The sequence below is a fragment of the Pseudomonas bubulae genome, from assembly GCF_037023725.1.
Classification (GTDB): Bacteria; Pseudomonadota; Gammaproteobacteria; order Pseudomonadales; family Pseudomonadaceae; genus Aquipseudomonas; species Aquipseudomonas bubulae.
On the sequence record NZ_CP146077.1, the window covers coordinates 778,414 to 801,360 of the forward strand.

Here is a 22,947-nt window from a genome sequence, read left to right on the forward strand (position 1 = left end):
ATGGTCACATCACTCGCCTACTGGATCGCTTTATGACCTCGCGTGTTCGCGGCTTGTTGGTCCTTGCCTTGCCGCTTCTGCTCAGCGGTTGCTCCAGTGCGGGCTACTACTCGCAATTGGTCACCGGCCAATGGAATTTATTGCAGGCCCGTGAACCCGTGAGCAAGGTGATTGTTGATCCCCGGCGCCCGACAGTGTTGCGTGAGCAATTGGCAAAAGCCCAGGCTGCGCGCTCCTTCGCCAGCGAGCATTTACACCTGCCGGACAACCAGAGCTATCGTCTGTATGCCGACCTGAAACGGCAGTACGTGGTGTGGAATGTCTTTGCCACCCCGGCGTACTCCCTCGACCCCGTCACCCATTGCTTTCCCATAGCCGGGTGCGTGGCCTACCGGGGTTATTACAGTCAGGGAGCGGCGCGAGGCGAGGCGGCCCTGCAACACCAGCAGGGCATGGACGTGTTTGTCAGCGGCGTTGAAGCCTATTCCACCCTGGGATGGTTTGATGACCCGATCCTCAATGGCATGCTCAATTGGGGTGATGAGCGCTTGGCCACACTGATCTTTCACGAGCTGGCCCATCAGCAGTTTTATGTGAAGGACGACACTGAATTCAATGAGTCTTTTGCCAGTTTCGTGGAACAGGAAGGCACCCGCCAATGGCGCGTCGAACAAGGCTTGCCACCCTCCGACGGCAGCCATGTGCAGCAACGTGAACAATTTATCACCCTGGTGCTCGACACTCGCCAGCGCTTGAAGACCCTTTATGCACAGCCGTTGCCGGCAGCCGAAATGCAGCAGCGTAAAACCGCTGCATTCGAACGAATGCGCCGTGATTATCGTCAGTTACGGGATGAGCAATGGGCGGGAAATCCGCGCTATGACGCGTGGGTCAATGGCCCTCTCAATAACGCCAAATTGTTGCCCTTCGGTCTTTACGATCAATGGGTGCCTGCCTTCTCAGCCCTGTTCAAGCACGTGGGCGGCGACTGGCCGAGTTTTTATGCCGAAGTTGAACAGCTGGGTAAATTGCCCCCCGAACAGCGTAAGGCTGCCTTGTATAAATGGGCTGAACGCTGAGCTTTTTGAGGCTGCACTACATAGATAGCCCCCCTGAAATCCCTGTCTCAATAGGCTGAGAACCCACCGATACTCAGCCCGAAATGAAGCAGAACTTTCAAGGAATGCTGCCATGGAGCCAACCAACCCGCTGTTGAGCGCGCCCCTTCTGCCCCTTTACAGCAAGGTACGTCTAGAACATCTCAAGCCGGCAATCGAACACATTGTTGCCGACAACCTGCAGTCAATCAGCCGAATCGTCAGTGCCCAGTCCCAACCCACATGGTCGGGCCTGGTGTTGCCGATGGAAGCCCTGACGGCGCGGCTGGATGAAGCCATTGCCGTCATCACGACACTGGGGCAGGTACCAAGAGAAGTGTCATGGGAAACAGACATCGGCCAATGTTTTCTGGCTGCCTACAATTACAAGGCGCAAGTCTTGCAAAATCGCGAGCTTTATCTGGCCTGCAAGGCTTTGGCAGAAAGCCCTGAAGCCATGCAATTTGATCGCTCGCAGCAGGCTCTATTGGGCAAGATACTGCGCGACTACCGGTTGGCTGGGAGTGAGCTGTCAGCCTCTGGCAGAGGCGAACTCATCGAGCTCAACCACGAGATATCCCGACAGGAATGGGTTTTTTACGAAAACGCACGACAATCCAGAAAGTCCTGGAGCAAGCTGGTTACCGATGAGTCCTTGCTTGCGGGGCTTGCGAGTGAACTCAAGGGGCAGTTGGCAGACATTGCCACGGACGCCGACCTGCAAGGCTGGCTGATAACTCTTCAGGAGCGCGCTACCTACACCGCGATCATGCGCTCATGCGAAAACAGGGCGCTGCGCGAGGAGTTGTTCACGGCCTACAACACGCGGGCTTCCGAGCAGGGCCCCGCAGGCGGGCAATATGGCAATGGCCCGGTGCTCCATGATCTGCTCAGGCTGCGTCAGCAGAAGGCGCGCCTGCTGGGGTATGACAGCCATGCCGAGCTGAGCCTGCAGGGCAAGACGGCAACCTCGGTTGATGAGGTGCTGAGTTTTCTGCGCACTCGAATTGAACGCAAGTCGGCATTTTTTTCAACTCAAACCGCAGAGCTGAATGCCCTGGCGTCGGCCATGCAATACGACGGACTCAAACCATGGGATCTGTTGTTTCTGGCGCAAAAACGCGCTCTGCAACTAAGCCCGCTGGCGGGCGATCAATTGAAATCATATTTTGCGTTCACACGTGTTTTTGAAGGCATCGTGTTACTCGTCAAGCGCCTCTTCGCGGTCGATCTGGTCGAACAGGTATCGTTTGATACCTGGCACCCGGACGTTCGTTTGTTTGAGGTGGTCGAGTCAGGTGTTCGGGTGGGGCATCTTTATCTCGATCCTTACCTTCGTGAATCCAAGCCGAATATGTGCTGGATGCAGTCGGCACGTAACCGCAGAATCAATCAGCAAGGGGACCTGACCACCCCGGTGGCCATTCTCTATGGCAACTTCTCACCCGAATCCCCTGGCTCCCCATCACTGCTTACGCCGCAGCAGTTAACCCTGCTTTTCCATGAGTTGGGTTGTTGCATGAAGCAACTGCTGACCCGCAGTCCCTACGGTACATTTTCCCGCGTGGATGTACTGAATGCTGAGGCGTCCGGGTTTTCAGGCAAATGCGCTGAAAAGTGGTGCTGGTCACGGGACGGTCTGCGCTGGTTGGCCAGGCATGCCCAGCATGACAGTGAGCTGACCTATGAGCAGATAGACCAAGTACTTGAAGCGCGCAGTGCCGAGCGTTGGCTTGAAATGGCCCGCGAGCTTGGGCTTGCGCTGTTTGATTTTGAACTGCACCGCACCTGGGGCGATGGCCGCAGCGTGGAAGAGATCTGGCGCAGTGCACACAATGAACTCCAGCCCTTACCGTTGGCGCAGAACGACCGATCTGCCAACACTTTCGATGCGATCGTCTCGGGCCATGATGGCGCTTATTTCGTCAATGAATGGGCCGAAGCGATGGCTGAGCAGGTTTTTGCAAGGTTTGAACAGCAAGGTGTGTTTAACCCGCAAACGGGCTTGGCCTATCGCGAAGCCTTCCATGCACCGGGCATCGAACGCCCGCTGCATGAGTCTTTCGAGGTGTTTATGGGCCAGCCGCCCGCGAGCGTGTAGGTATCTTCAGGACTTGAGCCAGTTCTTCACCACGCATGAAGCAAAAGGGCTGGTACTGCATGCGCCGCTGCTCAGGGCTGCGCGCAACTGTGGGATATCCGCCTTCATCATGTAGCTCTCGCCATCTTTGTGGTGCGAGTTTTCGCCAAAGCCGCCCTGGGTCATTTCTTTCAGGGCGTCTTCCTTGCTCCAGTCCTGCACGACCACGCGGTACATCGCCGCCATCAGCCCGGTACGGTCCGAACCGTGCTTGCAGTGCATCAATACAGGGCCCTGTGCTTGTGCCGTCTGGATGGCACGCAGCGCGGCCAGCACATCGGTGTCATCTACATGGTTGGTGCGATAAGGCAGTTGGACTTGAGCGACGCCTGGAGTCTTGAGCCAGGAGCTGTCGGCATCAGGCAAGAAGTTGATGACGGTGGTTATCTGTAATTTTTCCAGCAGCGGCTGCGCGGCACTGTCAGGCAGTGCGCTGCGGTACAGGGTCGGGGACATTTGATAGAGGTTGTATTGCGTGGCAATGGGCTGTGCCCACTGTACAGGCCGGGCCTGGGCTGTTTCGTCGGCCAGGGCCTGAGGCACAGAAAACGCTGCCAGCAAGGTCAGGCACAGAGCAGGAAAAAACCGGGCTTTGGGCATATCAGTTCGACCATTAACAAAGAATTTGGAAGTTGAAACGCTAGATTGAGGGATGACTTATCAAAACTGTGTCAGGCATTTGTCAAAAAAGCGTGAGGGCGCAGCCAGTGATGGCCTGATGCTATTGGTGCGGCAAATTTACGCATGAAACGATTCATCTGGTCGCCTGGCCTGTTAGTATTTGTAACCAAACTTTGCCTGCGTCTTTTTTCTCAGGTCGATTTCGACCCGTATCGCTGCCAAAACGAAAAGCTGCCCATGAGCGGCTGTAATCCGTGAATGCCTGATGAGGTGCCCCGCATGTCTGAGCAAGACAACCCCCGGCGTGAGTTTTTGCGCAAAACCCTGACCCTGATTCCAGTGGTCACTGTTGCGAGCACGGGCCTGGGTGGTTCCGTTCTGATGGCTACGCCAGACGCTCAAGCCGCACCGGTCGCTGCGCCGCCCGTTGCCGCATCAGGCCCGGCCTATGAACCAACGTACTTCACGGCTGAAGAGTGGGCGTTCGTTAACGCCGCCGTCGCGCGTCTGATCCCGGCTGACGAGCAAGGCCCGGGGGCGCTCGAAGCTGGCGTTCCGGAATATATCGACCGTCAGATGAACACGCCTTACGCCAGCGGCGCGCTGTGGTTTATGCAGGGGCCGTTCAATGCCGACGCTGCGCCGGAAATGGGCTGGCAGAGCAAACTGGTGCCAAAACAGATCTATCGCCTGGGCATTGCTGCCACGGAGGAGCTCTGCAAAAAAGCCTATAACTCAACATTTGCTGGGCTAGACAGCGCTACCCGAGACGAAGTGCTCAAACAGCTGGAAGCCGGCACGCCTAAATTCGATAGCGTCCCGGCCAAGATGTTTTTCAGCTTTTTGCTGCAAAACACCAAGGAAGGCTTCTTTTGCGACCCTATTCACGGTGGCAACAAAGGCATGATCGGCTGGACCATGATCGGCTTCCCCGGCGCGCGCGCTGATTTCATGGACTGGGTAGAACGCAACGAGCAATACCCCTTCCCGGCAGTTTCCATTCGCGGCGAGAGGGCTTGAGCATGTCGACCGTTATGAAAAAAGTTGATGCAGTAATCGTTGGTTTCGGTTGGACCGGCGCGATCATGGCCAAAGAGCTGACCGAAGCCGGCCTGAATGTTGTGGCCCTGGAGCGCGGTCCGATGCAGGACACCTATCCAGACGGCAACTATCCACAGGTCATCGACGAACTTACCTACAGCGTGCGCAAAAAGCTGTTCCAGGACGTCTCCAAAGAAACCGTCACCATTCGCCATAGCGTCAATGACGTGGCCCTGCCCAACCGCCAGTTGGGCGCTTTCCTGCCGGGTAACGGTGTGGGCGGTGCAGGCTTGCACTGGTCGGGTGTGCACTTTCGGGTCGACCCGATCGAACTGCGCATGCGCAGCCATTACGAAGAGCGTTACGGCAAGAACTTTATCCCCAAGGACATGACCATCCAGGACTTCGGCGTCAGCTACGAAGAGCTGGAGCCGTTCTTCGACTATGCCGAAAAGGTTTTTGGTACGTCGGGTCAGGCCTGGACCGTCAATGGCCAACGGGTCGGTGAAGGCAAGGGCGGCAACCCTTATGCGCCGGACCGTTCGGACCACTTTCCGTTGGTGTCGCAGAAGAACACCTACTCCGCACAGCTGTTTCAGAAAGCGGCCAATGAGGTTGGCTACAAGCCTTATAACCTGCCGTCGGCAAACACCTCCGGGCCATACACCAACCCCTATGGCGCGCAGATGGGTCCGTGCAACTTCTGCGGTTTTTGCAGCGGTTATGTCTGCTACATGTATTCCAAGGCATCGCCCAACGTAAACATTCTTCCTGCCCTGAAGCCGTTGCCGAACTTCGAGCTGCGCCCGAATGCCCATGTGATCCGGGTCAACCTGGACAGCAGCAAAACCAAGGCTACCGGCGTGACCTATATCGATGCCCTGGGCCGAGAAATCGAGCAGCAGGCCGATCTGGTGATCCTGGGCGCGTTCCAGTTCCACAATGTGCGTCTGATGTTGTTGTCGGGCATTGGCAAGCCGTATGACCCGAAAACCGGCGAAGGTGTTGTCGGTAAAAACTTTGCTTACCAGAACATGGGCACCATCAAGGCCTACTTCGACAAAGACGTGCACACCAATAACTTTATCGGTGCAGGCGGCAATGGCGTGGCAATTGATGATTTCAACGCCGACAACTTCGACCACGGGCCGCACGGTTTTGTCGGCGGCTCGCCGATGTGGGTCAACCAGGCCGGTAGCCGGCCGATTGCAGGCACGTCCAACCCGCCGGGTACGCCGGCTTGGGGCAGCGCGTGGAAGCGTGCAACCGCCGATTACTACACTCACCAAGTGTCGATGGACGCCCACGGTGCGCATCAGTCCTACCGTGGCAACTACCTCGATCTGGACCCGGTGTATCGCGATGCCTACGGCCAGCCGTTGCTACGCATGACGTTCGACTGGCAAGAAAACGACATCAAGATGAACCGTTTCATGATGGAAAAAATGGGCAAGATCGCCGAAGCGATGAACCCCAAGGCCATTGCGCGTATCGGCAAACAAGTGGGTGACCACTTCAATACGTCGTCGTACCAGACCACCCACCTTAATGGTGGAGCGATCATGGGGACCAACCCGAAAACCAGTGCACTGAACCGTTACCTGCAAAGCTGGGACGTGCACAACGTGTTTGTGCCGGGTGCATCGGCTTTCCCACAAGGTTTGGGCTACAACCCTACGGGGCTGGTGGCTGCATTGACCTATTGGTCGGCGCGGGCAATCCGTGAGCAGTATCTGAAGAACCCCGGCCCACTGGTTCAGGCATAAGGAGCGATGACCATGAAAGCACTTGTTATCGCAACCCTGAGCCTGCTCGCCAGCTTTTCGGCGGTGGCCGCTGAAAGCGACCCGCAGGCGTTGATCAAACAAGGTGAATATCTCGCCCGTGCCGGTGACTGCGTGGCGTGCCATACGGCCAAGGGCGGCAAGCCGTTCGCCGGTGGCCTGGCGATGGAGACGCCGATCGGCACCATTTATTCGACTAACATCACGCCAGACAAAAACGGCATTGGCACTTACAGCTTTGAAGATTTCGACAAAGCCGTGCGTCACGGTGTTGCTCAGAACGGCAGCACCTTGTATCCGGCCATGCCGTATCCGTCCTATGCACGGGTCAACGAGGCCGATATGCGGGCGTTGTATGCCTACTTCATGAAGGGCGTTAAACCTGTCGAGCAAGCGAACCAGGAAGCCGATATCCCGTGGCCGTTGAGCATGCGCTGGCCGCTGGCGATCTGGCGCTGGCTGTTTGCCCCTGCGGTTGAAGATTTCAAGCCGCAAGCCGGGCAGGACGCGGTAGTTAGTCGTGGGGCGTATCTGGTGGAAGGCTTGGGCCACTGCGGTGCATGCCATACGCCACGGGCCCTGACCATGCAGGAAAAAGCCTTGAGTGCCAGTGATAGCCCGGCATTTCTGTCAGGCAGTGCACCGCTGGAAGGCTGGATCGCGAAGAACCTGCGCGGTGATCACAAGGACGGTCTGGGCAGCTGGAGCGAAGACCAGCTGGTGCAGTTCCTCAAGACCGGTCGCAGTGATCGCAGTGCGGTATTTGGCGGCATGAGCGATGTGATCGTACACAGCATGCAGTACATGTCCGACGCTGATCTGACGGCCATTGCCCGTTACCTGAAGTCGTTGCCAGCGGTGAATCCGGCTGACAAACCGCATCAGTACAACCCGGCAGTGGCGGACGCCCTGTGGAACGGTGATGACAGCAAGCGTGGCGCTGCGGTGTACATCGACAACTGTGCGGCTTGCCATCGTACCGACGGTCACGGCTATACCCGTGTGTTCCCTGCCCTGGCGGGCAACCCGGTATTGCAGTCGGCCGACCCGACGTCGTTGATACATATCGTGCTTAAGGGGGGGACGTTGCCTGCAACGCATACAGCGCCATCAACGTTCACCATGCCCGCATTCGACTGGCGTTTGTCGGATCAGGAAGTGGCCGATGTGGTCAATTTCATCCGCACCAGTTGGGGCAACCAGGCGGCTGAGGTGAAGGCCGGGGATGTGAAGGCGATTCGTTAACCCTGAGTATTCGGTGGGAGCGGGCTTGCTCGCGATGCAGACAACTCGGTATGCCTGACTTACCGAGTCGCTCCCATCGCGGGCAAGCCTGCTCCCACATTGGGTCTTCAGGGCTGTCTTGCAGACATCCCGAACCACTTCTGCGACAACGCCTCCAGCCTCCCGTCTGCCTTGATCCGCTGCAAGGCCTTGTCCAGGCTGGCCTGGAACGCCGGGTTGCCTTTCTGGAAGGGGATCACCAGGGCAACCTCCTCATCTGTGACCGGCGTTTTCTGCGCCACCGTGACCAATGGCCCACGTTCGACAAACCCATTGCCCTGAGCTACGCCTAAAGTCTGGCCTTGAAACATTGCAAGGCTGTTGAGTGAGCGCGGCTGCTCTTGCCGGGCAATCGTCTGCGCTGGCAGATGGCTGTAAGGTTCGCTGAAATCGAACCGATCCTGGAGTTCCTGGGTCAAAGCCACATGATTGATCGCGACATCGTATTTGCCGCTCTCAACCCCTGACAGCAAGTCAGCGTTACCGGTGACCAGAATGGAGGAATGTACTTCCAGTTCCTGAGCCAGCAACTCGGCCAGTTCAACGTCAAAGCCGGTCAGACGCCCGTCCTGCTTGAAGCTGAACGGTGCCATGTCGGCTTCCAGGGCTATGCGCAGTTCACCACGGTCGTTGATGTCGTCGATCAGTTCGGCCTGAGCAAAAGGGCTCGCCAGTGGCAGTAAAAGCATCAGGCCCGGCAATAAACGCATGGTCACTCCTTTGGTTGGGATGCAAGCGAATCGCATTTAACGTTCGCTTTGCTTTATGTTGGTCACTTGCGGGGTTGGACAACGGTTTGGCTCTAAGTTGTCAGGCACCGAAGAATTTTGCAAAAAACCGGAGAAAAAAATGAAAGCTCTACTGTCTCGTGTTGCGCTGGCTTCTGTATTGATGGGCGCTTCGGTCATGGCCACAGCGGCTGGCCTGGAATCGGAGCCTGCACCAAAAGGCGCCAAAGTGTTTATCGTCGAACCTAAAGACGGTGCCACAGTTGATCATACTTTCACCGTTAAATTCGGTATTGAAGGCATGCCTCTGGCGCCTATCACCGAGGCCACGCCGCATGCGGGCCATCACCACCTGCTGATCGATGTCGACCAGTTGCCGGCCGAGAACGCACCGATCCCGGCCGATGCCAACCATATCCATTTCGGCAAGGCCCAGACCGAAACCCAGGTCACCCTGCCACCTGGCAAGCACACCCTGCAACTGGTGCTGGGTAACCAGGTTCATGTGCCGTTCAAGCCAAGCATCGTGTCGGAAAAAATCACGGTTAATGTGAAATAAGCTTTTTCGACGCATAAAAAAGGGAGACCCGAGGGTCTCCCTTTTTAGTGAGAGGCGTTTAGAACAACACGCGGCAGCGAATAGTGCCGTTGATGGTCTGCAGCTTCTCTTGCGCCAGGTCCGAAGACTCGGCGTCGACGTCGATCACTACATAGCCAACTTTCTCGTTGGTTTGCAGGAATTGGCCGGAGATGTTGATCCCGTTTTCGGCGAAGATCTTGTTGATCTCGCTCATCACGCCCGGGATGTTCTGGTGGATGTGCAGCAGGCGGTGCTTGCCAGGGTGGGCCGGCAGGGCCACTTCCGGGAAGTTCACGGACGATACCGAGGTACCGTTGTCGCTGTACTTGACCAATTTTTCTGCCACTTCCAGACCAATGTTGGCTTGCGCTTCAGCGGTAGAACCGCCGATGTGCGGGGTCAGGATCACGTTGTCCAGGCCACGCAGCGGGCTTTCGAACACGTCGTCGTTGGAGCGCGGTTCAACCGGGAACACGTCGATGGCGGCGCCGATCAGGTGCTTGTCCTTGATTGCGTCAGCCAGGGCGTCCAGCTCAACCACTGTGCCGCGAGCGGCGTTGATCAGAATGCCGCCCTTTTTAATGGCACGGATTTCTTTCTCGCCGATCATCCACTGGGTGGCTGCGGTTTCCGGTACGTGCAAGGTGACGATGTCGGACATGCCCAACAGTTCGTGCAGATTGCCGACCTGGGTGGCGTTGCCCAATGGCAGCTTGGTCACGGTGTCGTAGAAGAACACCTGCATGCCCAGGCCTTCAGCCAGAACCGACAGCTGGGTACCGATCGAGCCGTAACCCACGATACCCAGCTTTTTGCCGCGGATTTCGAAGGAGTTGGCTGCGCTTTTGATCCAGCCGCCACGGTGGCAGGAAGCGTTTTTCTCAGGGATGCCACGCAACAACAGGATCGCTTCAGCCAGCACCAACTCGGCCACCGAACGGGTGTTGGAGTAAGGGGCGTTGAAAACAGCGATACCGCGTTCGCGAGCAGCGTTGAGGTCGACCTGGTTGGTGCCGATGCAGAAACAACCAACAGCGACCAGTTTCTTGGCGCAATCGAACACTTCTTCGGTCAGCTGGGTACGAGAACGGATGCCGATAAAGTGGGCATCAGCGATCTTTTCCTTCAGCTGGGCTTCAGGCAAGGAACTGGTGATGTACTCAATGCTGGTGTACCCGGCGGATTTGAGCACTTCAACAGCGGATTGGTGGACGCCTTCCAAAAGAAGGAACTTGATCTTGCTCTTATCGAGAGAAGTCTTGCTCATCTGCGTAAACCTGTGTCCCAGAGAAAAAATGGCAGGGAATGGACAGCGCGAGCTGACCTGGCCGGCGTGAAAACCGGCCCCGAGAATCGTCCTGTGGCTCGATTCTGCGGGGGGGTCGTATGCTAGCATAAGCGCCCCGCTAAACACCCATTCCTGCGACGTGAAGCGTTCTCAGGATGACCATGAATTGTTCGAGAGTTCTGTTGATGACCCATCCTGCCTTGATTGATGAGCTGAAGACCCTGGTAGAGCCTGGCAAGGTTTTGACCGACGCTGACTCCCTTAATGCTTACGGCAAGGACTGGACCAAGCATTTCGCTCCCGCCCCGTTGGCCATTGTGTTCCCGAAAACCACCGAGCAGGTGCAGGCTATCGTGCTGTGGGCCAACGCCCATGACGTGGCACTGGTACCGTCGGGTGGCCGTACCGGCCTGTCCGCTGCTGCCGTGGCCGCCAATGGCGAAGTAGTAGTGTCGTTCGACTACATGAATCAGGTGCTGGACATCAACCTGACCGACCGCACCGTGGTCTGCCAGCCAGGGGTGGTCACCGAGCATCTGCAGAACCTGGCCGAAGAAAACGGTCTGTACTACCCGGTGGACTTCGCTTCGGCTGGCTCCAGCCAGATTGGCGGCAATATCGGCACCAATGCCGGCGGCATCAAGGTGATTCGCTACGGCATGACCCGTAACTGGGTGGCCGGCATGAAAGTGGTCACCGGCAAGGGCGATGTGCTGGAGCTCAACAAGGACCTGATCAAGAACGCCACCGGCTATGACATGCGCCAGCTGTTTATCGGTGCCGAAGGCACCCTGGGCTTTGTGGTGGAAGCCACCATGCGCCTGGACCGTGCGCCGAAAAATCTGACGGCGATGGTGTTGGGCACGGCAGATTTCGATTCGATCATGCCGGTACTGCACGCCTTCCAGAACAAGCTCGATCTGACGGCTTTCGAGTTCTTCTCCGACAAGGCGCTGGCCAAGGTCATGGGTCGTGGCGACGTGCCTTCCCCGTTTGAAACCGACTGTCCGTTCTATGCGCTGCTGGAATTCGAGGCGACCACTGAAGAGGTTGCCAATGCGGCCCTGGAAACCTTCGAGCACTGCATGGAAGAAGGCTGGGTACTTGATGGCGTGATGAGCCAGAGCGAAACCCAACTGCAGAACCTGTGGAAACTGCGCGAGTACATCTCGGAGACCATTTCCCACTGGACGCCATACAAAAACGACATTTCGGTCACCGTGTCGAAAGTCCCGGCATTTTTGAAAGAAATTGACGCGATCGTCGGCGAACACTACCCGGATTTCGAAATTGTCTGGTTCGGCCACATTGGCGACGGCAACCTGCATCTAAACATCCTCAAGCCCGAAAACCTGAGCAAGGATGAGTTCTTCGCCAAGTGCGCGACGGTGAACAAGTGGGTGTTTGAAACCGTTGAGAAATACAACGGCTCGATCTCTGCCGAGCATGGCGTGGGCATGACCAAGCGTGACTACCTGACCTACAGCCGTTCGCCGGTTGAGATCGAGTACATGAAAGCGCTCAAGGCCGTGTTCGACCCTAAAGGCATCATGAACCCCGGCAAGATTTTTGCGGTTTAAAGTTAACGGTATTCAATAGCGGAGTCTGTCCATGAGCTATCAGCACCAGTATGTCGACGGTACCCGGATCCACTTTCCGATCGGTAAAGTGGTGTGCATCGGCCGCAACTATGCCGAGCACGCCAAAGAGCTGGACAACCCGATCCCGACCGAGCCCCTGCTCTTCATCAAACCGGGCAGTTGTGTCGTGCCACTGGAAGGCGGCTTTGCGATCCCCACCGAGCGCGGTTCGGTGCATTACGAAGCCGAAATTTCGGTACTGATCGGCAAGCCCCTGTCGAACAACCCGAGCGCCGAAGAAGTGCTGGATGCGATCTCCGGTTTTGCCCCTGGCCTGGACCTGACCCTGCGCGACAAACAGGCCGAGCTCAAAGGCAAAGGCCTGCCGTGGGAAATTGCCAAGTCGTTCGATGGCGCCTGTGTGCTGGCTCCTTTCGTACAGAGCAGCACTTTTGCTGACCTGGCCGATATCGGCATTCGTTTGACCATCAATGGCGAAGTGCGTCAGGACGGTAATAGCGCCCTGATGCTCAACCCGATCGTACCGATGATCCAGCACATGGCTGCGTGCTTCTCGCTACAAGCCGGTGATGTGATCATGACTGGCACACCGGTGGGCGTCGGCCCACTGAATGTGGGCGATGAGCTGGTGCTGGAGCTGACGGGCGTTAGCCGCTTCGAGAGCCGCGTTCGTTAGTCCGGGCCTGGCAATTGAAACAGCCTGTGGCAACGGCCACAGGCTTTGGCATTACACCGCCATCGGCGCGGTCATTGGTGCGTGGTGCTGGTAGCCTTCGAGGCTGAAGTCGCCCGGCTCGATCATGCCCAGCCACTCCGGCTGGTACACGCCGGTCTTGGCGAATTCCGGTACGCGGTCCGAGATTACCAGTTTGGGCATCGGGAACGGCTCGCGGGTGAGCTGCTCGTTAAGCATGTCCAGGTGGTTTTCGTACACGTGGGCATCGCCGATAAAGTAGGTGAACCAGCGTGGTGTATAGCCGGTCAGGCGGCCGATCAGGCTCAGCAGCGCAGCGCCTTCGGTCAGGTTGAACGGTGTCCCCAGGCCCAGGTCGTTGGAACGGATGTAGAGGGTCAGGGAAATCTCCCTGGTCTCGACATTCGGGTGGAACTGGTACAGCAGGTGGCACGGTGGCAGGGCCATTTCGTCGAGCTGGGCGCAGTTCCAGCCGTGGAACAGGATACGGCGGCTGCCCGGGTCATTGATGATGGTGTCGACGCACTGGCGCACCTGGTCGATGGCCTTGTACAGCACCACATAGGCCTGGCCGTCTTCTTCGCCTTCGGCAATCTGGCGATAACCCTGGCTCAGGCACAACTCGATAGCGGCCACATTGCTGCGATCAACTTGCTTGTAGGCCGGCCATTTGCGCCATTGCACACCGTAGATCTCGCCAAGGTCGTCTTCGCCCTGACGGAACGGGTTGGCCAGCCACTGGGCGTTTTCGTTGGCGTTCTGGTCCCACACCTTGCAGCCCAATGCGCGGAAGTCTGCAGCGCTATTGACCGGGCGCAAGAAACCGCACATCTCGCCAATGGCCGATTTGAACGCCATGCGCCGGGTGGTGATGGCCGGGAAGCCTTCCTTGAGGTCATAGCGCAGCATGGCGCCGGGCAGGCTGATGGTTTTTACGCCGGTACGGTTGGCTTGCAGGGTGCCGTTTTTAATGACGTTGGCAACGAGGTCGAGATATTGCTTCATGGTTTTCCTACCGTTTGAATGCGGGGCTTTATAAGCCCCGCCATCCGAATGTATTACGCAGCTTTTTGAGCCGCTGGATCGCGGTGGTAAGCCCACCAGATCAGGAACAGGCCGCCCGCGATCATCGGGATACAGAGAATTTGCCCCATCGTCACCCAGCCGAACGCGAGATAACCCAATTGGGCATCCGGCACACGGACGAATTCGACGATAAAGCGGAAGATGCCGTAGAACAGGGCGAACATCCCGGAAACCGCCATGGTTGGACGGGGTTTGCGCGAGTACAGCCAAAGAATCAGGAAGAGTGCCACACCTTCGAGGGCGAACTGGTAAAGCTGCGACGGATGACGCGCCAGTTGTTGTGGGTCGGTAGGGAAGATCATCGCCCACGGCACATCGCTGGCCTTGCCCCACAGTTCGGCGTTGATAAAGTTGCCGATGCGCCCTGCACCCAGGCCAATGGGCACTACAGGGGCGATAAAGTCCATGATCTGGAAGAATGACTTGCCGTTGCGCTTGCCAAAACCCCACACCGCCAGCATCACGCCGATCAGGCCGCCGTGGAACGCCATGCCGCCTTTCCACACTTCAAAAATCAGCAGCGGGTTGGCGATATAGGCGCTCAGGTCGTAAAACAGCACATAGCCCAGGCGCCCGCCGACAATCACGCCCATGGCCACCCAGAACACCAGGTCGGAGAGTTTCTCCTTGGTCCAGGTCGGGTCGAAGCGGTTGAGGCGGCGTGACAGGATCAGCCAGGCAGCGCCAATGCCGATCAGGTACATCAAGCCGTACCAATGAATTTTCAGCGGGCCGATGGCCAGTGCCACCGGATCAATCTGCGGGTAAGGCAGCATTGCGACTCCTTGTTAGATCAGGAAACTCAAGCCGACACAGAACAACAGTGCGGCAAACAGCCGTTTCAGCAGGCGTGGCGAGAGCTTGTGGGCCAGTCGCGCACCGAAACGGGCGAAAAACATGCTGGTCAGGGCGATCCCGAGCAGCGCGGGCAGGTAGACAAAACCGAGACTATGCGCGGGCAGGTCGGGGTTGTGCCAGCCAATGATCATGAAACTTGCTGCACCTGCCAGTGCAATCGGCAGCCCGCAGGCTGACGACGTGGCCACGGCCTGCTGCATCGGCACGCTACGCCAGCTCAGAAATGGCACGGTCAGCGAGCCGCCGCCGATGCCGAAAATCGCCGAAGCCCAGCCAATCACCGTACCGGCCAGGGTCAGCCCGACCTTGCCAGGTACCGTGCCAGTGGCCTTGGGTTGCAAGCCCAGGGCCATCTGAATGGCGATCACCACGGCGAACACACCGATGATTTTCTGCAAGTGGGGGCCGGCAATGGCTTCTGCGGTCAACGCACCGATGCCCGCACCGATCAGGATGCCCAGCGTCATCCAGAGCACCAGAGGCCAGCGCACGGCGCCTTTTCGATGGTGCTCGCGAATCGAGTTGATCGAGGTAAAAATGATCGTGGCCAGTGACGTGCCAACGGCCAGATGGGTCAGCACCTCGCTGTCAAAACCCTGCAAGGTGAAGCTGAACACCAGCACTGGCACGATGATCAACCCGCCGCCGACCCCGAACAGCCCGGCCAGCACCCCCGCAAAACCTCCCAGTACCAGATAGAGCAGAAATTCCATGACGCCCCCCCCAAATTTGATCCGCATGGTAACGGAGCAAGGGCTTTGGCTCCACTGCGCTGCACGGTATGGCGCGAGCCGCCCGAGCAATCTATAAGTAGTGTGGTTAAAAAAACATTAAGGACTGCCCATGTGTCTGATTGTCTTCGCCTGGCGCCCCGGCCATGCACAGCCTTTGGTCGTTGCGGCCAACCGCGATGAATTCTATGCCCGCCCCGCCAAACCCCTGGCGCAGTGGGCCAATGCGCCACAGGTATATGCCGGGCGCGACCTTGAAGCGGGAGGAACCTGGCTGGGCATCGGCGCCGATGGACGCTTTGCGGCCCTGACCAATATCCGCGAACCGCACAAGCCGCCTTCACGGCGCTCACGGGGCGAGCTGGTGGCAGACTTTCTCATCGGCCACCAGTCAATTGCCGAGTATTTCACCCAGGTAGGCCGACGTTCTGTCGACTATGCCGGTTTTAATCTGCTGTTGGGCACCGCAGATCAGCTCTGGCATTTCAATTCCGGGGAACTGGCGCCGCAACCGCTGAGCGCGGGGATTTATGGTTTGTCCAACGGCGGGCTGGATACGCCGTGGCCCAAACTGCTCAAAGCCAAGGCCGCGCTGGCCGAGGTGCTGGACAACCCGCAGCCACAAGCGCTGCTGGCGTTGCTCAAGGACCCGCAGACGGCCCCGTTCAGCGAACTGCCGGACACCGGCGTAGGTCTGGCCACGGAGAGTCTGCTGTCGAGTGTGTTTATCACCAGCCCCAGCTATGGCACCCGTGCCAGTACCGCGCTTATTGTGAATGCAGACGGGTCAAGGGTGATGGTGGAACACAGCTTCGGGCCGCATGGGGGGCGGTTGGGAGAGGTAAGGCTGGTGGTGTGACGCTAGCCCTCACCCCAACCCTCTCCCTCCGGGAGTGGGTTAGGGTGAGGGCGCTTTTCAGTAAGGCTTGATCGCCGCCGGGTTCATCATGCGGGTCAGGCCCATGTTTTTCAGCGCCAGTTGAATGGTGCTGCGAATGACCTGCGGGTTGTCGATGGTCATCACTTCGGCCAGCAGTTCCTTGGCGCGACTCAGGCTGACCTGACGCAGCATCCATTTCACTTTCGGCAAGTTGGTGGCGTTCATCGACAGGCTGTCAAAGCCCATCGCCATCAACAAGATCGCCGCCGCCGGGTCACCGGCCATTTCTCCACAGATGCTCGCCGGCTTGCCTTCGGCATGGGCGTCACGCACCACCGACTGCAGGGCCTGCAGCACCGCCGGGTGCAGATAGTCGTACAAGTCCGCCACGCGTGGGTTGTTGCGGTCCACAGCGAGCAGATACTGGGTCAAATCGTTGGAACCCACCGACAGAAAGTCGACCTGACGGGCCAGCTCCTTGGTCTGATAAACCGCAGCCGGGATTTCGATCATCACCCCAATAGGCGGCATCGGCACGTCGGTGCCTTCGTCGCGCACTTCACCCCAGGCGCGGTGCAACAGGTGCAGGGCTTCTTCGAGTTCGTGGGTGCCCGAGATCATCGGCAGCAAGATACGCAGGTTGTTCAGGCCTTCACTGGCCTTGAGCATGGCCCGGGCCTGCACCAGAAAGATTTCAGGGTGGTCGAGGGTCACGCGAATCCCGCGCCAGCCCAGGAACGGGTTTTCTTCCTTGATCGGGAAGTAAGACAGTGACTTGTCGCCGCCGATGTCCAGGCTGCGCATGGTCACCGGTTGCGGATGGAAGGCAGATAATTGCTCGCGATAAATCGCCAGCTGCTCCTTTTCGCTGGGAAAGCGCTGGTTGATCATGAACGGCACTTCGGTGCGGTACAGACCTACGCCTTCAGCGCCACGCTGTTGTGCTCGCGCCACATCGGCCAGCAGGCCGGTATTGACCCACAGCGGCATGCGATGCCCGTCAGGGGTGATGCAGGGTAGCTCGCGCAGGGCATCAAGCCCCAGGGACAGCTGGCGCTCTTCCTCGACCACCTCGGCGTATTGCTTGCGCAGCACTTCGCTGGGGTTGGTATAGACCTCGCCGTGGTAGCCGTCGACGATCATCTGGATGCCGTCGACCCTGGAGTACGGCAGGTCGACCACGCCCATCGCCGTCGGGATACCCATGGCGCGGGCCAGGATGGCAACGTGGGAGTTGCCCGAACCCAGTACCGACACCAGGCCTGCCAGCTTGCCTTCGGGCACTTCACCGAGCATGGTGGCCGTCAGCTCTTCGCTGACCAGAATGGTGTTGTCCGGGTAGACCATGGTTTGCTGGCGATCATGCTGCAAATAGGCCAGCAGACGACGGCCAAGGTCACGCACATCCGACGCCCGCTCACGCAGGTAGTCGTCGTCCATCAGTTCGAAACGGTTGACGTGATCGGTCACGACCTGGCGCAGCGCGCCCTGGGCCCATTGACCGGTCTTGATGACATTTTTGACTTCGCTGCCCAGCGACGCATCGTCGAGCATCATCAGGTACACGTCGAACAATGCCTGTTCTTCGGGGCGCAACTGGGTGGCGAGTTTCTTGGACACCGCGCGCATATCGTTGCGCACGCCTTCCAGGGCGGTCTTGAACAACGCAATTTCGGCGGGGATATCGGTGATGGTCTTGTCGGGCACCACATCCAGATCCGCGGGTGGCAGCATCACCACGGCGGTACCCACGGCAGCGCCCGGCGAACCCGGTACGCCGACGAACTTGGCTTCCTGGATGCCCTTGCCCTGACGGCCCAGGCCACGAATCGAACCCGTGGCTTCGGCGTGGGCAATAACCCCGGCCAACTGGGCGCTCATGGTCACCAGGAAGGCTTCTTCACCTTCGTCGAACTGACGGCGCTCCTTTTGCTGAATGACCAGGACCCCGACCACGCGCCGGTGGTGGATGATCGGCGCACCCAGGAAGGAGGCATAGCGCTCCTCACCGGTTTCGGCAAAGTAGCGATAGCGCGGGTGATCGGCGGCGTTTTCGAGGTTCAGAGGCTCTTCACGGGTGCCCACAAGGCCCACAAGGCCTTCGTTGGGCGCCATGCTGACTTTGCCGATCGAGCGCTTGTTCAAGCCCTCGGTGGCCATCAGGACAAAGCGGTTGGTCTCTGGATCAAGCAAATAGACCGAGCAGACCTGGCTGCTCATGGCCTCTTTGACGCGCAACACAATAATCCCCAACGCCGCCTTGAGATCCTTGGCGGAGTTAACTTCCTGGACGATCTTGCGCAGCGTATTGAGCATGGCTCGGGGTCGAACTCCGTGTCAGGCGCGCGTTAAAAGGCGCGGGGCAAGCTCTTTGAGAGCGCGACGGTAGACCTCGCGCTTGAATGTCACCACCTGGCCCAACGGGTACCAATAACTGACCCAACGCCAGCCATCGAACTCCGGTTTACCGGTCAAATCCATCCGCACCCGTTGCTCGTTGGAGACCAGGCGCAGCAAAAACCACTTTTGCTTCTGGCCGATGCACAGCGGTTGGCTGTGGGTACGTACCAGGCGTTGCGGCAAACGATAACGCAACCAGCCTCGCGTGCAGGCGAGTATTTCTACATCTTCGCGTTCAAGGCCAACTTCTTCGTTCAGCTCACGGTACAAGGCGTCTTCCGGCGTTTCGTCAGGGTTGATGCCACCCTGTGGAAACTGCCAGGCGTCTTGATTGATACGGCGAGCCCAAAGTACCTGACCAGCGTCATTTGTCAGAATAATCCCGACATTAGGGCGGAAACCATCGGGGTCGATCACGGCAACAACCTCGCAAACGCATGTCGCCGCATTGTTCCACAAAGGTTGTGAAAGCAGCAACGCGCCTTCCTGCCTTATGTGCACTCTTGTTAAAAGACCGTATTCTTGTGGCCTTTTCTCAGGCAACTCAACGGGTAACCTCAATGCGTCTGGCTTTATTCGACTTGGACAACACCCTCCTGGGCGGTGACAGCGATCACGCCTGGGGCGATTACCTGTGCCGCCGGGGCATTCTCGACGGCGACGCCTACAAGGCGCGCAACGACGCGTTCTATCAGGACTACCTGGCCGGCAAGCTGGACAACGCCGCCTACCTTAATTTCAGCATGGAAATCTTTGGCCGCCATGACATGGCGCAACTGGATCAATGGCACCGCGAATTCATGCGCGACTGCATTGATGGCCTGATGCTGCCCAAGGCCCATGCCCTGCTGGCCAAACACCGTGAAGCCGGCGACACCCTGGTGATCATCACTGCCACCAACCGCGTGATCACGGCCCCCATTGCCGAAAAACTCGGCGTGGAACATTTGATTGCCACCGAATGCGAAATCATCGATGGCCGTTACACCGGTCGCAGCACAGACGTACCGTGCTTCCGTGAAGGCAAGGTGACACGCCTGAACCGCTGGATCGAAGAAAACGGCTATAGCCTGGCAGACAGCTACTTCTACAGCGATTCGATGAATGACTTGCCGCTGCTGGAGCAGGTTGACCATCCGGTGGCGGTCGACCCGGATCCGAACTTGCGTGCGGAGGCCATCAAGCGTGGCTGGGAAGTCATCTCGCTGCGCGACTGACACACAACCTGTGGGAGCGGGCTTGCTCGCGATAAGATCGCCGCGGTTTTTCTGCAAGACCTCAGTGATGCCATCGCGAGCAAGCCCGCTCCCACACAAGCACGTGTGCTTAAACCGGCTTGGCGCCCATCAATCCCGCGATGGCGATAAAGCAGACTGCACAAAAAATGGCCAGCACCAGGGTAAACCACGGGTATCTGGCCATTCGCCCCAAGCGCAGACGGTTAAGGCGCACCACCAGCCACAGCCAGCTCAGGCTGCCGAGCAGGTACAAACAACTGCCCGCCAGCAGCCATATCTGGCTCAACGGCCAACCGGCCAGATGCACCAGAAACCAGCCACTGACGGGCAACGCCAGCAGACACAGGCCCATCAGCGCCCAAATATAACTCCAGGGCCGCTGCACCACTCCGCCTGACAGGTTTTTATCCCCTGCCCGCCAGCGGCGAATTACCACAACCAGCAAGGCAATGGCGCTGACAAACAGCAGCAGTGTCGACACGCCATGCAGCAGTTTTAACGCTGTGAACGTTTCCATTTGATTAATCCCTTGAGCCGTTCAATCAGCGTAGCGCCTATCAGCCAAGAAACAGCTGGTAGGCAGGGTTATCGCTCTCATCCCAGTACGGGTAGCCGATTTCTTCCAGCGCCGCCGGCACCAGGTGGCGCTCGTCCGCCGGTACCTGCAGGCCGGCCATGACCCGGCCATCCGCCGCGCCGTGGTTGCGGTAATGGAACATCGAGATGTTCCAGCGCCCGCCCAGCTTGTTGAGGAAGTTGAACAGCGCCCCCGGCCGCTCCGGGAACTCGAAACGGAACAGCAACTCATCGCTGACCTTCGCAGCATGGCCGCCAACCATATGACGGATATGCAACTTGGCCAGCTCGTTCTCGGTCAGGTCGACCACCGGGAAGCCCTGCTCAGTCAGACTGACCAGCAGCGCGCTGCGGGGATCGTTCTCGGGGTGGGTCTGCACGCCAACGAAAATGTGCGCTTCGCTGCCAGTGTGGTAGCGGTAGTTGAACTCGGTGATCTGACGCTTGCCCACGGCCTGGCAGAACGCCTTGAAGCTACCCGGCACCTCAGGAATGGTCACCGCAATGATGGCTTCACGGCCTTCACCCAGCTCGGCCCGCTCGGCCACATGACGCAGTCGGTCAAAGTTGACATTGGCACCGGAGTCGATTGCCACCAGGGTCTGGCCGCGCACGCCGCGCTGCTCGACGTACTTCTTGATTCCGGCCACGCCCAGCGCACCGGCAGGTTCGGTGATCGAGCGGGTATCGTCGAAGATATCCTTGATGGCTGCGCAGATCTCGTCAGTGCTGACGGTGATCACTTCATCCACATAGTCCTTGCAGATATCGAACGTGTGCTGGCCAATCTGCGCCACGGCCACGCCGTCGGCGAAAATCCCCACGGTTGGCAGCACCACGCGCTCGCCCGCCGCCATCGCGGCTTGCAGGCAGTTGGAGTCATCGGGCTCGACACCAATGATCTTGATGTCCGGGCGCAGGTACTTCACATACGCCGCAATACCGGCAATCAGCCCGCCGCCGCCCACCGGTACGAAGATCGCATCCAGCGGCGCCGGGTGCTGGCGCAGAATTTCCATCGCCACGGTGCCCTGCCCGGCAATGGTGTGCGGGTCATCGTAGGGGTGAACGTAGACGTAGCCTTCTTTTTCGACCAGTTGCAGCGAGTAGGCCAGCGCCTCGGGGAACGTGTCGCCATGCAGCACCACAATGCCACCACGGGAGCGCACGCCTTCGACCTTGATCTCGGGGGTGGTCTTGGGCATCACGATGGTCGCTTTGACCCCCAGCACCTTGGCCGCCAGGGCCAGGCCCTGGGCGTGATTGCCCGCTGACGCCGTCACCACGCCGCACGCGCGCTCGGCGTCGGTCAGGTGCATCAGTTTGTTGTAAGCGCCACGAATCTTGAACGAGTACACCGGCTGCAAATCTTCGCGTTTGAGCAAAATCTGGTTGCCCAACCGCTGGGTAAGCTGGTTGGCAGCTTGCAGTGGGGTTTCTACGGCAACGTCATAAACGCGCGAGGTGAGGATCTTCTTAACGTACTGTTCGAGCATCGGAAAGCTTCACTGGGCGGGTTGGCAGGGACCAAGGAGTCTACCCCAGCGTTTGCGCAGGCGACCATACGAATCCAAAGGTTTTAAAGCCTTGGGTTATACTCAGCTCCTTTCTTTTTCCCCCTTCCCGCCCCGGAGCCCGCATGACCCAGGATCAACTCAAACAGGCCGTAGCCCAGGCTGCTGTCGACTTCATCCTTCCAAAACTGGATGACAAGAGCATCGTCGGGGTCGGTACCGGCTCCACTGCCAACTGCTTTATCGATGCCCTGGCCCAGCACAAGGGTGCATTCGACGGCGCGGTAGCGAGCTCCGAAGCCACCGCCGCGCGTCTCAAGGGCCACGGCATTCCGGTGTACGAACTGAACACGGTCAGTGATCTTGAGTTCTACGTTGATGGCGCCGATGAAAGTGACGAAAACCTCAACCTGATCAAGGGCGGTGGCGCAGCCCTGACCCGCGAAAAAATCGTCGCTGCCGTGGCCAAGACCTTTATCTGCATCGCCGATGCCAGCAAGCTGGTTCCGGTGCTGGGCGCATTCCCGCTGCCAGTCGAAGTTATCCCGATGGCCCGCAGCCACGTGGCTCGCGAGCTGGTAAAACTGGGCGGCGATCCGGTGTACCGCGAAGGTGTGGTTACGGACAACGGCAATATCATCATTGACGTGTTCAACATGCAGATCACCAACCCGGTTGAGCTGGAGCGTCAGATCAACGCCATCGTCGGTGTTGTGACCAACGGTCTGTTCGCCGCCCGCCCGGCCGACCTGCTGTTACTGGGCACGCCTGAGGGCGTGAAAACCCTGAGCAAGTAACTGCGCCAG

At 58.6% G+C, this 22,947-nt stretch carries 21 protein-coding genes; 11 read left to right on the top strand and 10 right to left on the bottom strand.

Annotation, left to right across the window (positions count from 1 at the left end):
- The first annotated feature begins 32 nt into the window (after positions 1–32).
- Together V6L81_RS03555 and V6L81_RS03560 are read left to right on the top strand one after the other, a co-directional pair.
- Complete coding sequence (locus V6L81_RS03555) at positions 33–1,079, top strand: aminopeptidase (protein WP_338660482.1); 1,047 nt, start codon at positions 33–35, stop codon at positions 1,077–1,079.
- Positions 1,080–1,191: 112 nt separating this feature from the next.
- Positions 1,192–3,198, top strand: a complete 2,007-nt coding sequence (locus V6L81_RS03560; protein WP_338660483.1) for a M3 family metallopeptidase — start codon at positions 1,192–1,194, stop codon at positions 3,196–3,198.
- A gap of 6 nt (positions 3,199–3,204) precedes the next feature.
- On the opposite strand, the gene V6L81_RS03565 is transcribed toward V6L81_RS03560, so the two are convergent.
- Complete coding sequence (locus tag V6L81_RS03565) at positions 3,205–3,837, bottom strand: dual specificity protein phosphatase family protein (protein ID WP_094999639.1); 633 nt, start codon at positions 3,835–3,837, stop codon at positions 3,205–3,207.
- A 300-nt stretch (positions 3,838–4,137) separates the two neighbouring features.
- On the opposite strand from V6L81_RS03565, the gene V6L81_RS03570 reads away from it, so the two are divergent.
- From V6L81_RS03570 to V6L81_RS03580, 3 genes are read left to right on the top strand one after another with little or no spacing between them, the layout of a single operon-like run.
- Complete coding sequence (locus V6L81_RS03570) at positions 4,138–4,878, top strand: gluconate 2-dehydrogenase subunit 3 family protein (RefSeq protein ID WP_094999975.1); 741 nt, start codon at positions 4,138–4,140, stop codon at positions 4,876–4,878.
- 2 nt (positions 4,879–4,880) lie between these two features.
- Positions 4,881–6,665, top strand: a complete 1,785-nt coding sequence (locus tag V6L81_RS03575; RefSeq protein WP_094999640.1) for a GMC family oxidoreductase — start codon at positions 4,881–4,883, stop codon at positions 6,663–6,665.
- A 12-nt stretch (positions 6,666–6,677) separates the two neighbouring features.
- Positions 6,678–7,928, top strand: a complete 1,251-nt coding sequence (locus V6L81_RS03580) for a cytochrome c (protein WP_095026757.1) — start codon at positions 6,678–6,680, stop codon at positions 7,926–7,928.
- Between the two features lie 107 nt (positions 7,929–8,035).
- Here V6L81_RS03580 and V6L81_RS03585 read toward each other — a convergent pair whose 3' ends face one another.
- Positions 8,036–8,677, bottom strand: a complete 642-nt coding sequence (locus tag V6L81_RS03585) for a transporter substrate-binding domain-containing protein (RefSeq protein WP_095026756.1) — start codon at positions 8,675–8,677, stop codon at positions 8,036–8,038.
- Positions 8,678–8,816: 139 nt separating this feature from the next.
- Between V6L81_RS03585 and V6L81_RS03590 the strand changes: the two genes are divergently transcribed.
- A complete protein-coding gene (locus V6L81_RS03590) occupies positions 8,817–9,254 on the top strand; it encodes a DUF4399 domain-containing protein (RefSeq protein ID WP_338660484.1) in 438 nt (145 codons plus the stop codon).
- 58 nt (positions 9,255–9,312) lie between these two features.
- On the opposite strand, the gene serA is transcribed toward V6L81_RS03590, so the two are convergent.
- Entirely contained in the window at positions 9,313–10,542 is a 1,230-nt protein-coding gene (gene serA / locus V6L81_RS03595) for a phosphoglycerate dehydrogenase (RefSeq protein ID WP_083369705.1), read from the bottom strand.
- 206 nt (positions 10,543–10,748) lie between these two features.
- Here serA and V6L81_RS03600 point away from each other — a divergent pair, with 206 nt between their 5' ends.
- Positions 10,749–12,143, top strand: coding sequence for an FAD-binding oxidoreductase (locus V6L81_RS03600; RefSeq protein WP_094999644.1), 1,395 nt, complete (start codon positions 10,749–10,751; stop codon positions 12,141–12,143).
- Between the two features lie 31 nt (positions 12,144–12,174).
- Positions 12,175–12,840 (top strand): fumarylacetoacetate hydrolase family protein, encoded by a 666-nt coding sequence (locus tag V6L81_RS03605; protein WP_094999645.1) that lies wholly within the window; start codon positions 12,175–12,177, stop codon positions 12,838–12,840.
- Between the two features lie 51 nt (positions 12,841–12,891).
- Here V6L81_RS03605 and V6L81_RS03610 read toward each other — a convergent pair whose 3' ends face one another.
- Genes V6L81_RS03610 through V6L81_RS03620 form a run of 3 tightly spaced genes read right to left on the bottom strand, consistent with a single transcriptional unit; the run spans position 12,892 to position 15,515 of the window.
- Positions 12,892–13,863 (bottom strand): thymidylate synthase, encoded by a 972-nt coding sequence (locus tag V6L81_RS03610; RefSeq protein ID WP_095020616.1) that lies wholly within the window; start codon positions 13,861–13,863, stop codon positions 12,892–12,894.
- 53 nt (positions 13,864–13,916) lie between these two features.
- Positions 13,917–14,720 (bottom strand): prolipoprotein diacylglyceryl transferase, encoded by an 804-nt coding sequence (lgt, locus tag V6L81_RS03615; RefSeq protein WP_094999647.1) that lies wholly within the window; start codon positions 14,718–14,720, stop codon positions 13,917–13,919.
- A gap of 12 nt (positions 14,721–14,732) precedes the next feature.
- Positions 14,733–15,515 (bottom strand): sulfite exporter TauE/SafE family protein, encoded by a 783-nt coding sequence (locus V6L81_RS03620; RefSeq protein ID WP_095020617.1) that lies wholly within the window; start codon positions 15,513–15,515, stop codon positions 14,733–14,735.
- 130 nt (positions 15,516–15,645) lie between these two features.
- On the opposite strand from V6L81_RS03620, the gene V6L81_RS03625 reads away from it, so the two are divergent.
- On the top strand, positions 15,646–16,392 hold the full coding sequence (locus V6L81_RS03625; protein WP_338660485.1) for an NRDE family protein: 747 nt from the start codon (positions 15,646–15,648) through the stop codon (positions 16,390–16,392).
- A gap of 57 nt (positions 16,393–16,449) precedes the next feature.
- Here the strand turns inward: V6L81_RS03625 and ptsP are convergent, their stop codons facing one another.
- Entirely contained in the window at positions 16,450–18,729 is a 2,280-nt protein-coding gene (gene ptsP, locus V6L81_RS03630; RefSeq protein WP_094999650.1) for a phosphoenolpyruvate--protein phosphotransferase, read from the bottom strand.
- A gap of 21 nt (positions 18,730–18,750) precedes the next feature.
- Positions 18,751–19,230, bottom strand: coding sequence for an RNA pyrophosphohydrolase (locus V6L81_RS03635; RefSeq protein ID WP_019828104.1), 480 nt, complete (start codon positions 19,228–19,230; stop codon positions 18,751–18,753).
- Positions 19,231–19,373: 143 nt separating this feature from the next.
- On the opposite strand from V6L81_RS03635, the gene V6L81_RS03640 reads away from it, so the two are divergent.
- Positions 19,374–20,030: an HAD family hydrolase gene (locus V6L81_RS03640; RefSeq protein ID WP_338660486.1), complete on the top strand. Its 657-nt coding sequence runs from the start codon at positions 19,374–19,376 to the stop codon at positions 20,028–20,030.
- A 109-nt stretch (positions 20,031–20,139) separates the two neighbouring features.
- Here the strand turns inward: V6L81_RS03640 and V6L81_RS03645 are convergent, their stop codons facing one another.
- Entirely contained in the window at positions 20,140–20,568 is a 429-nt protein-coding gene (locus V6L81_RS03645; RefSeq protein ID WP_338660487.1) for a DUF2269 family protein, read from the bottom strand.
- 40 nt (positions 20,569–20,608) lie between these two features.
- Positions 20,609–22,123 (bottom strand): threonine ammonia-lyase, biosynthetic, encoded by a 1,515-nt coding sequence (gene ilvA / locus V6L81_RS03650; RefSeq protein ID WP_095017897.1) that lies wholly within the window; start codon positions 22,121–22,123, stop codon positions 20,609–20,611.
- 143 nt (positions 22,124–22,266) lie between these two features.
- Here ilvA and rpiA point away from each other — a divergent pair, with 143 nt between their 5' ends.
- Complete coding sequence (gene rpiA / locus V6L81_RS03655; RefSeq protein WP_048361307.1) at positions 22,267–22,938, top strand: ribose-5-phosphate isomerase RpiA; 672 nt, start codon at positions 22,267–22,269, stop codon at positions 22,936–22,938.
- Positions 22,939–22,947: the final 9 nt, after the last annotated feature.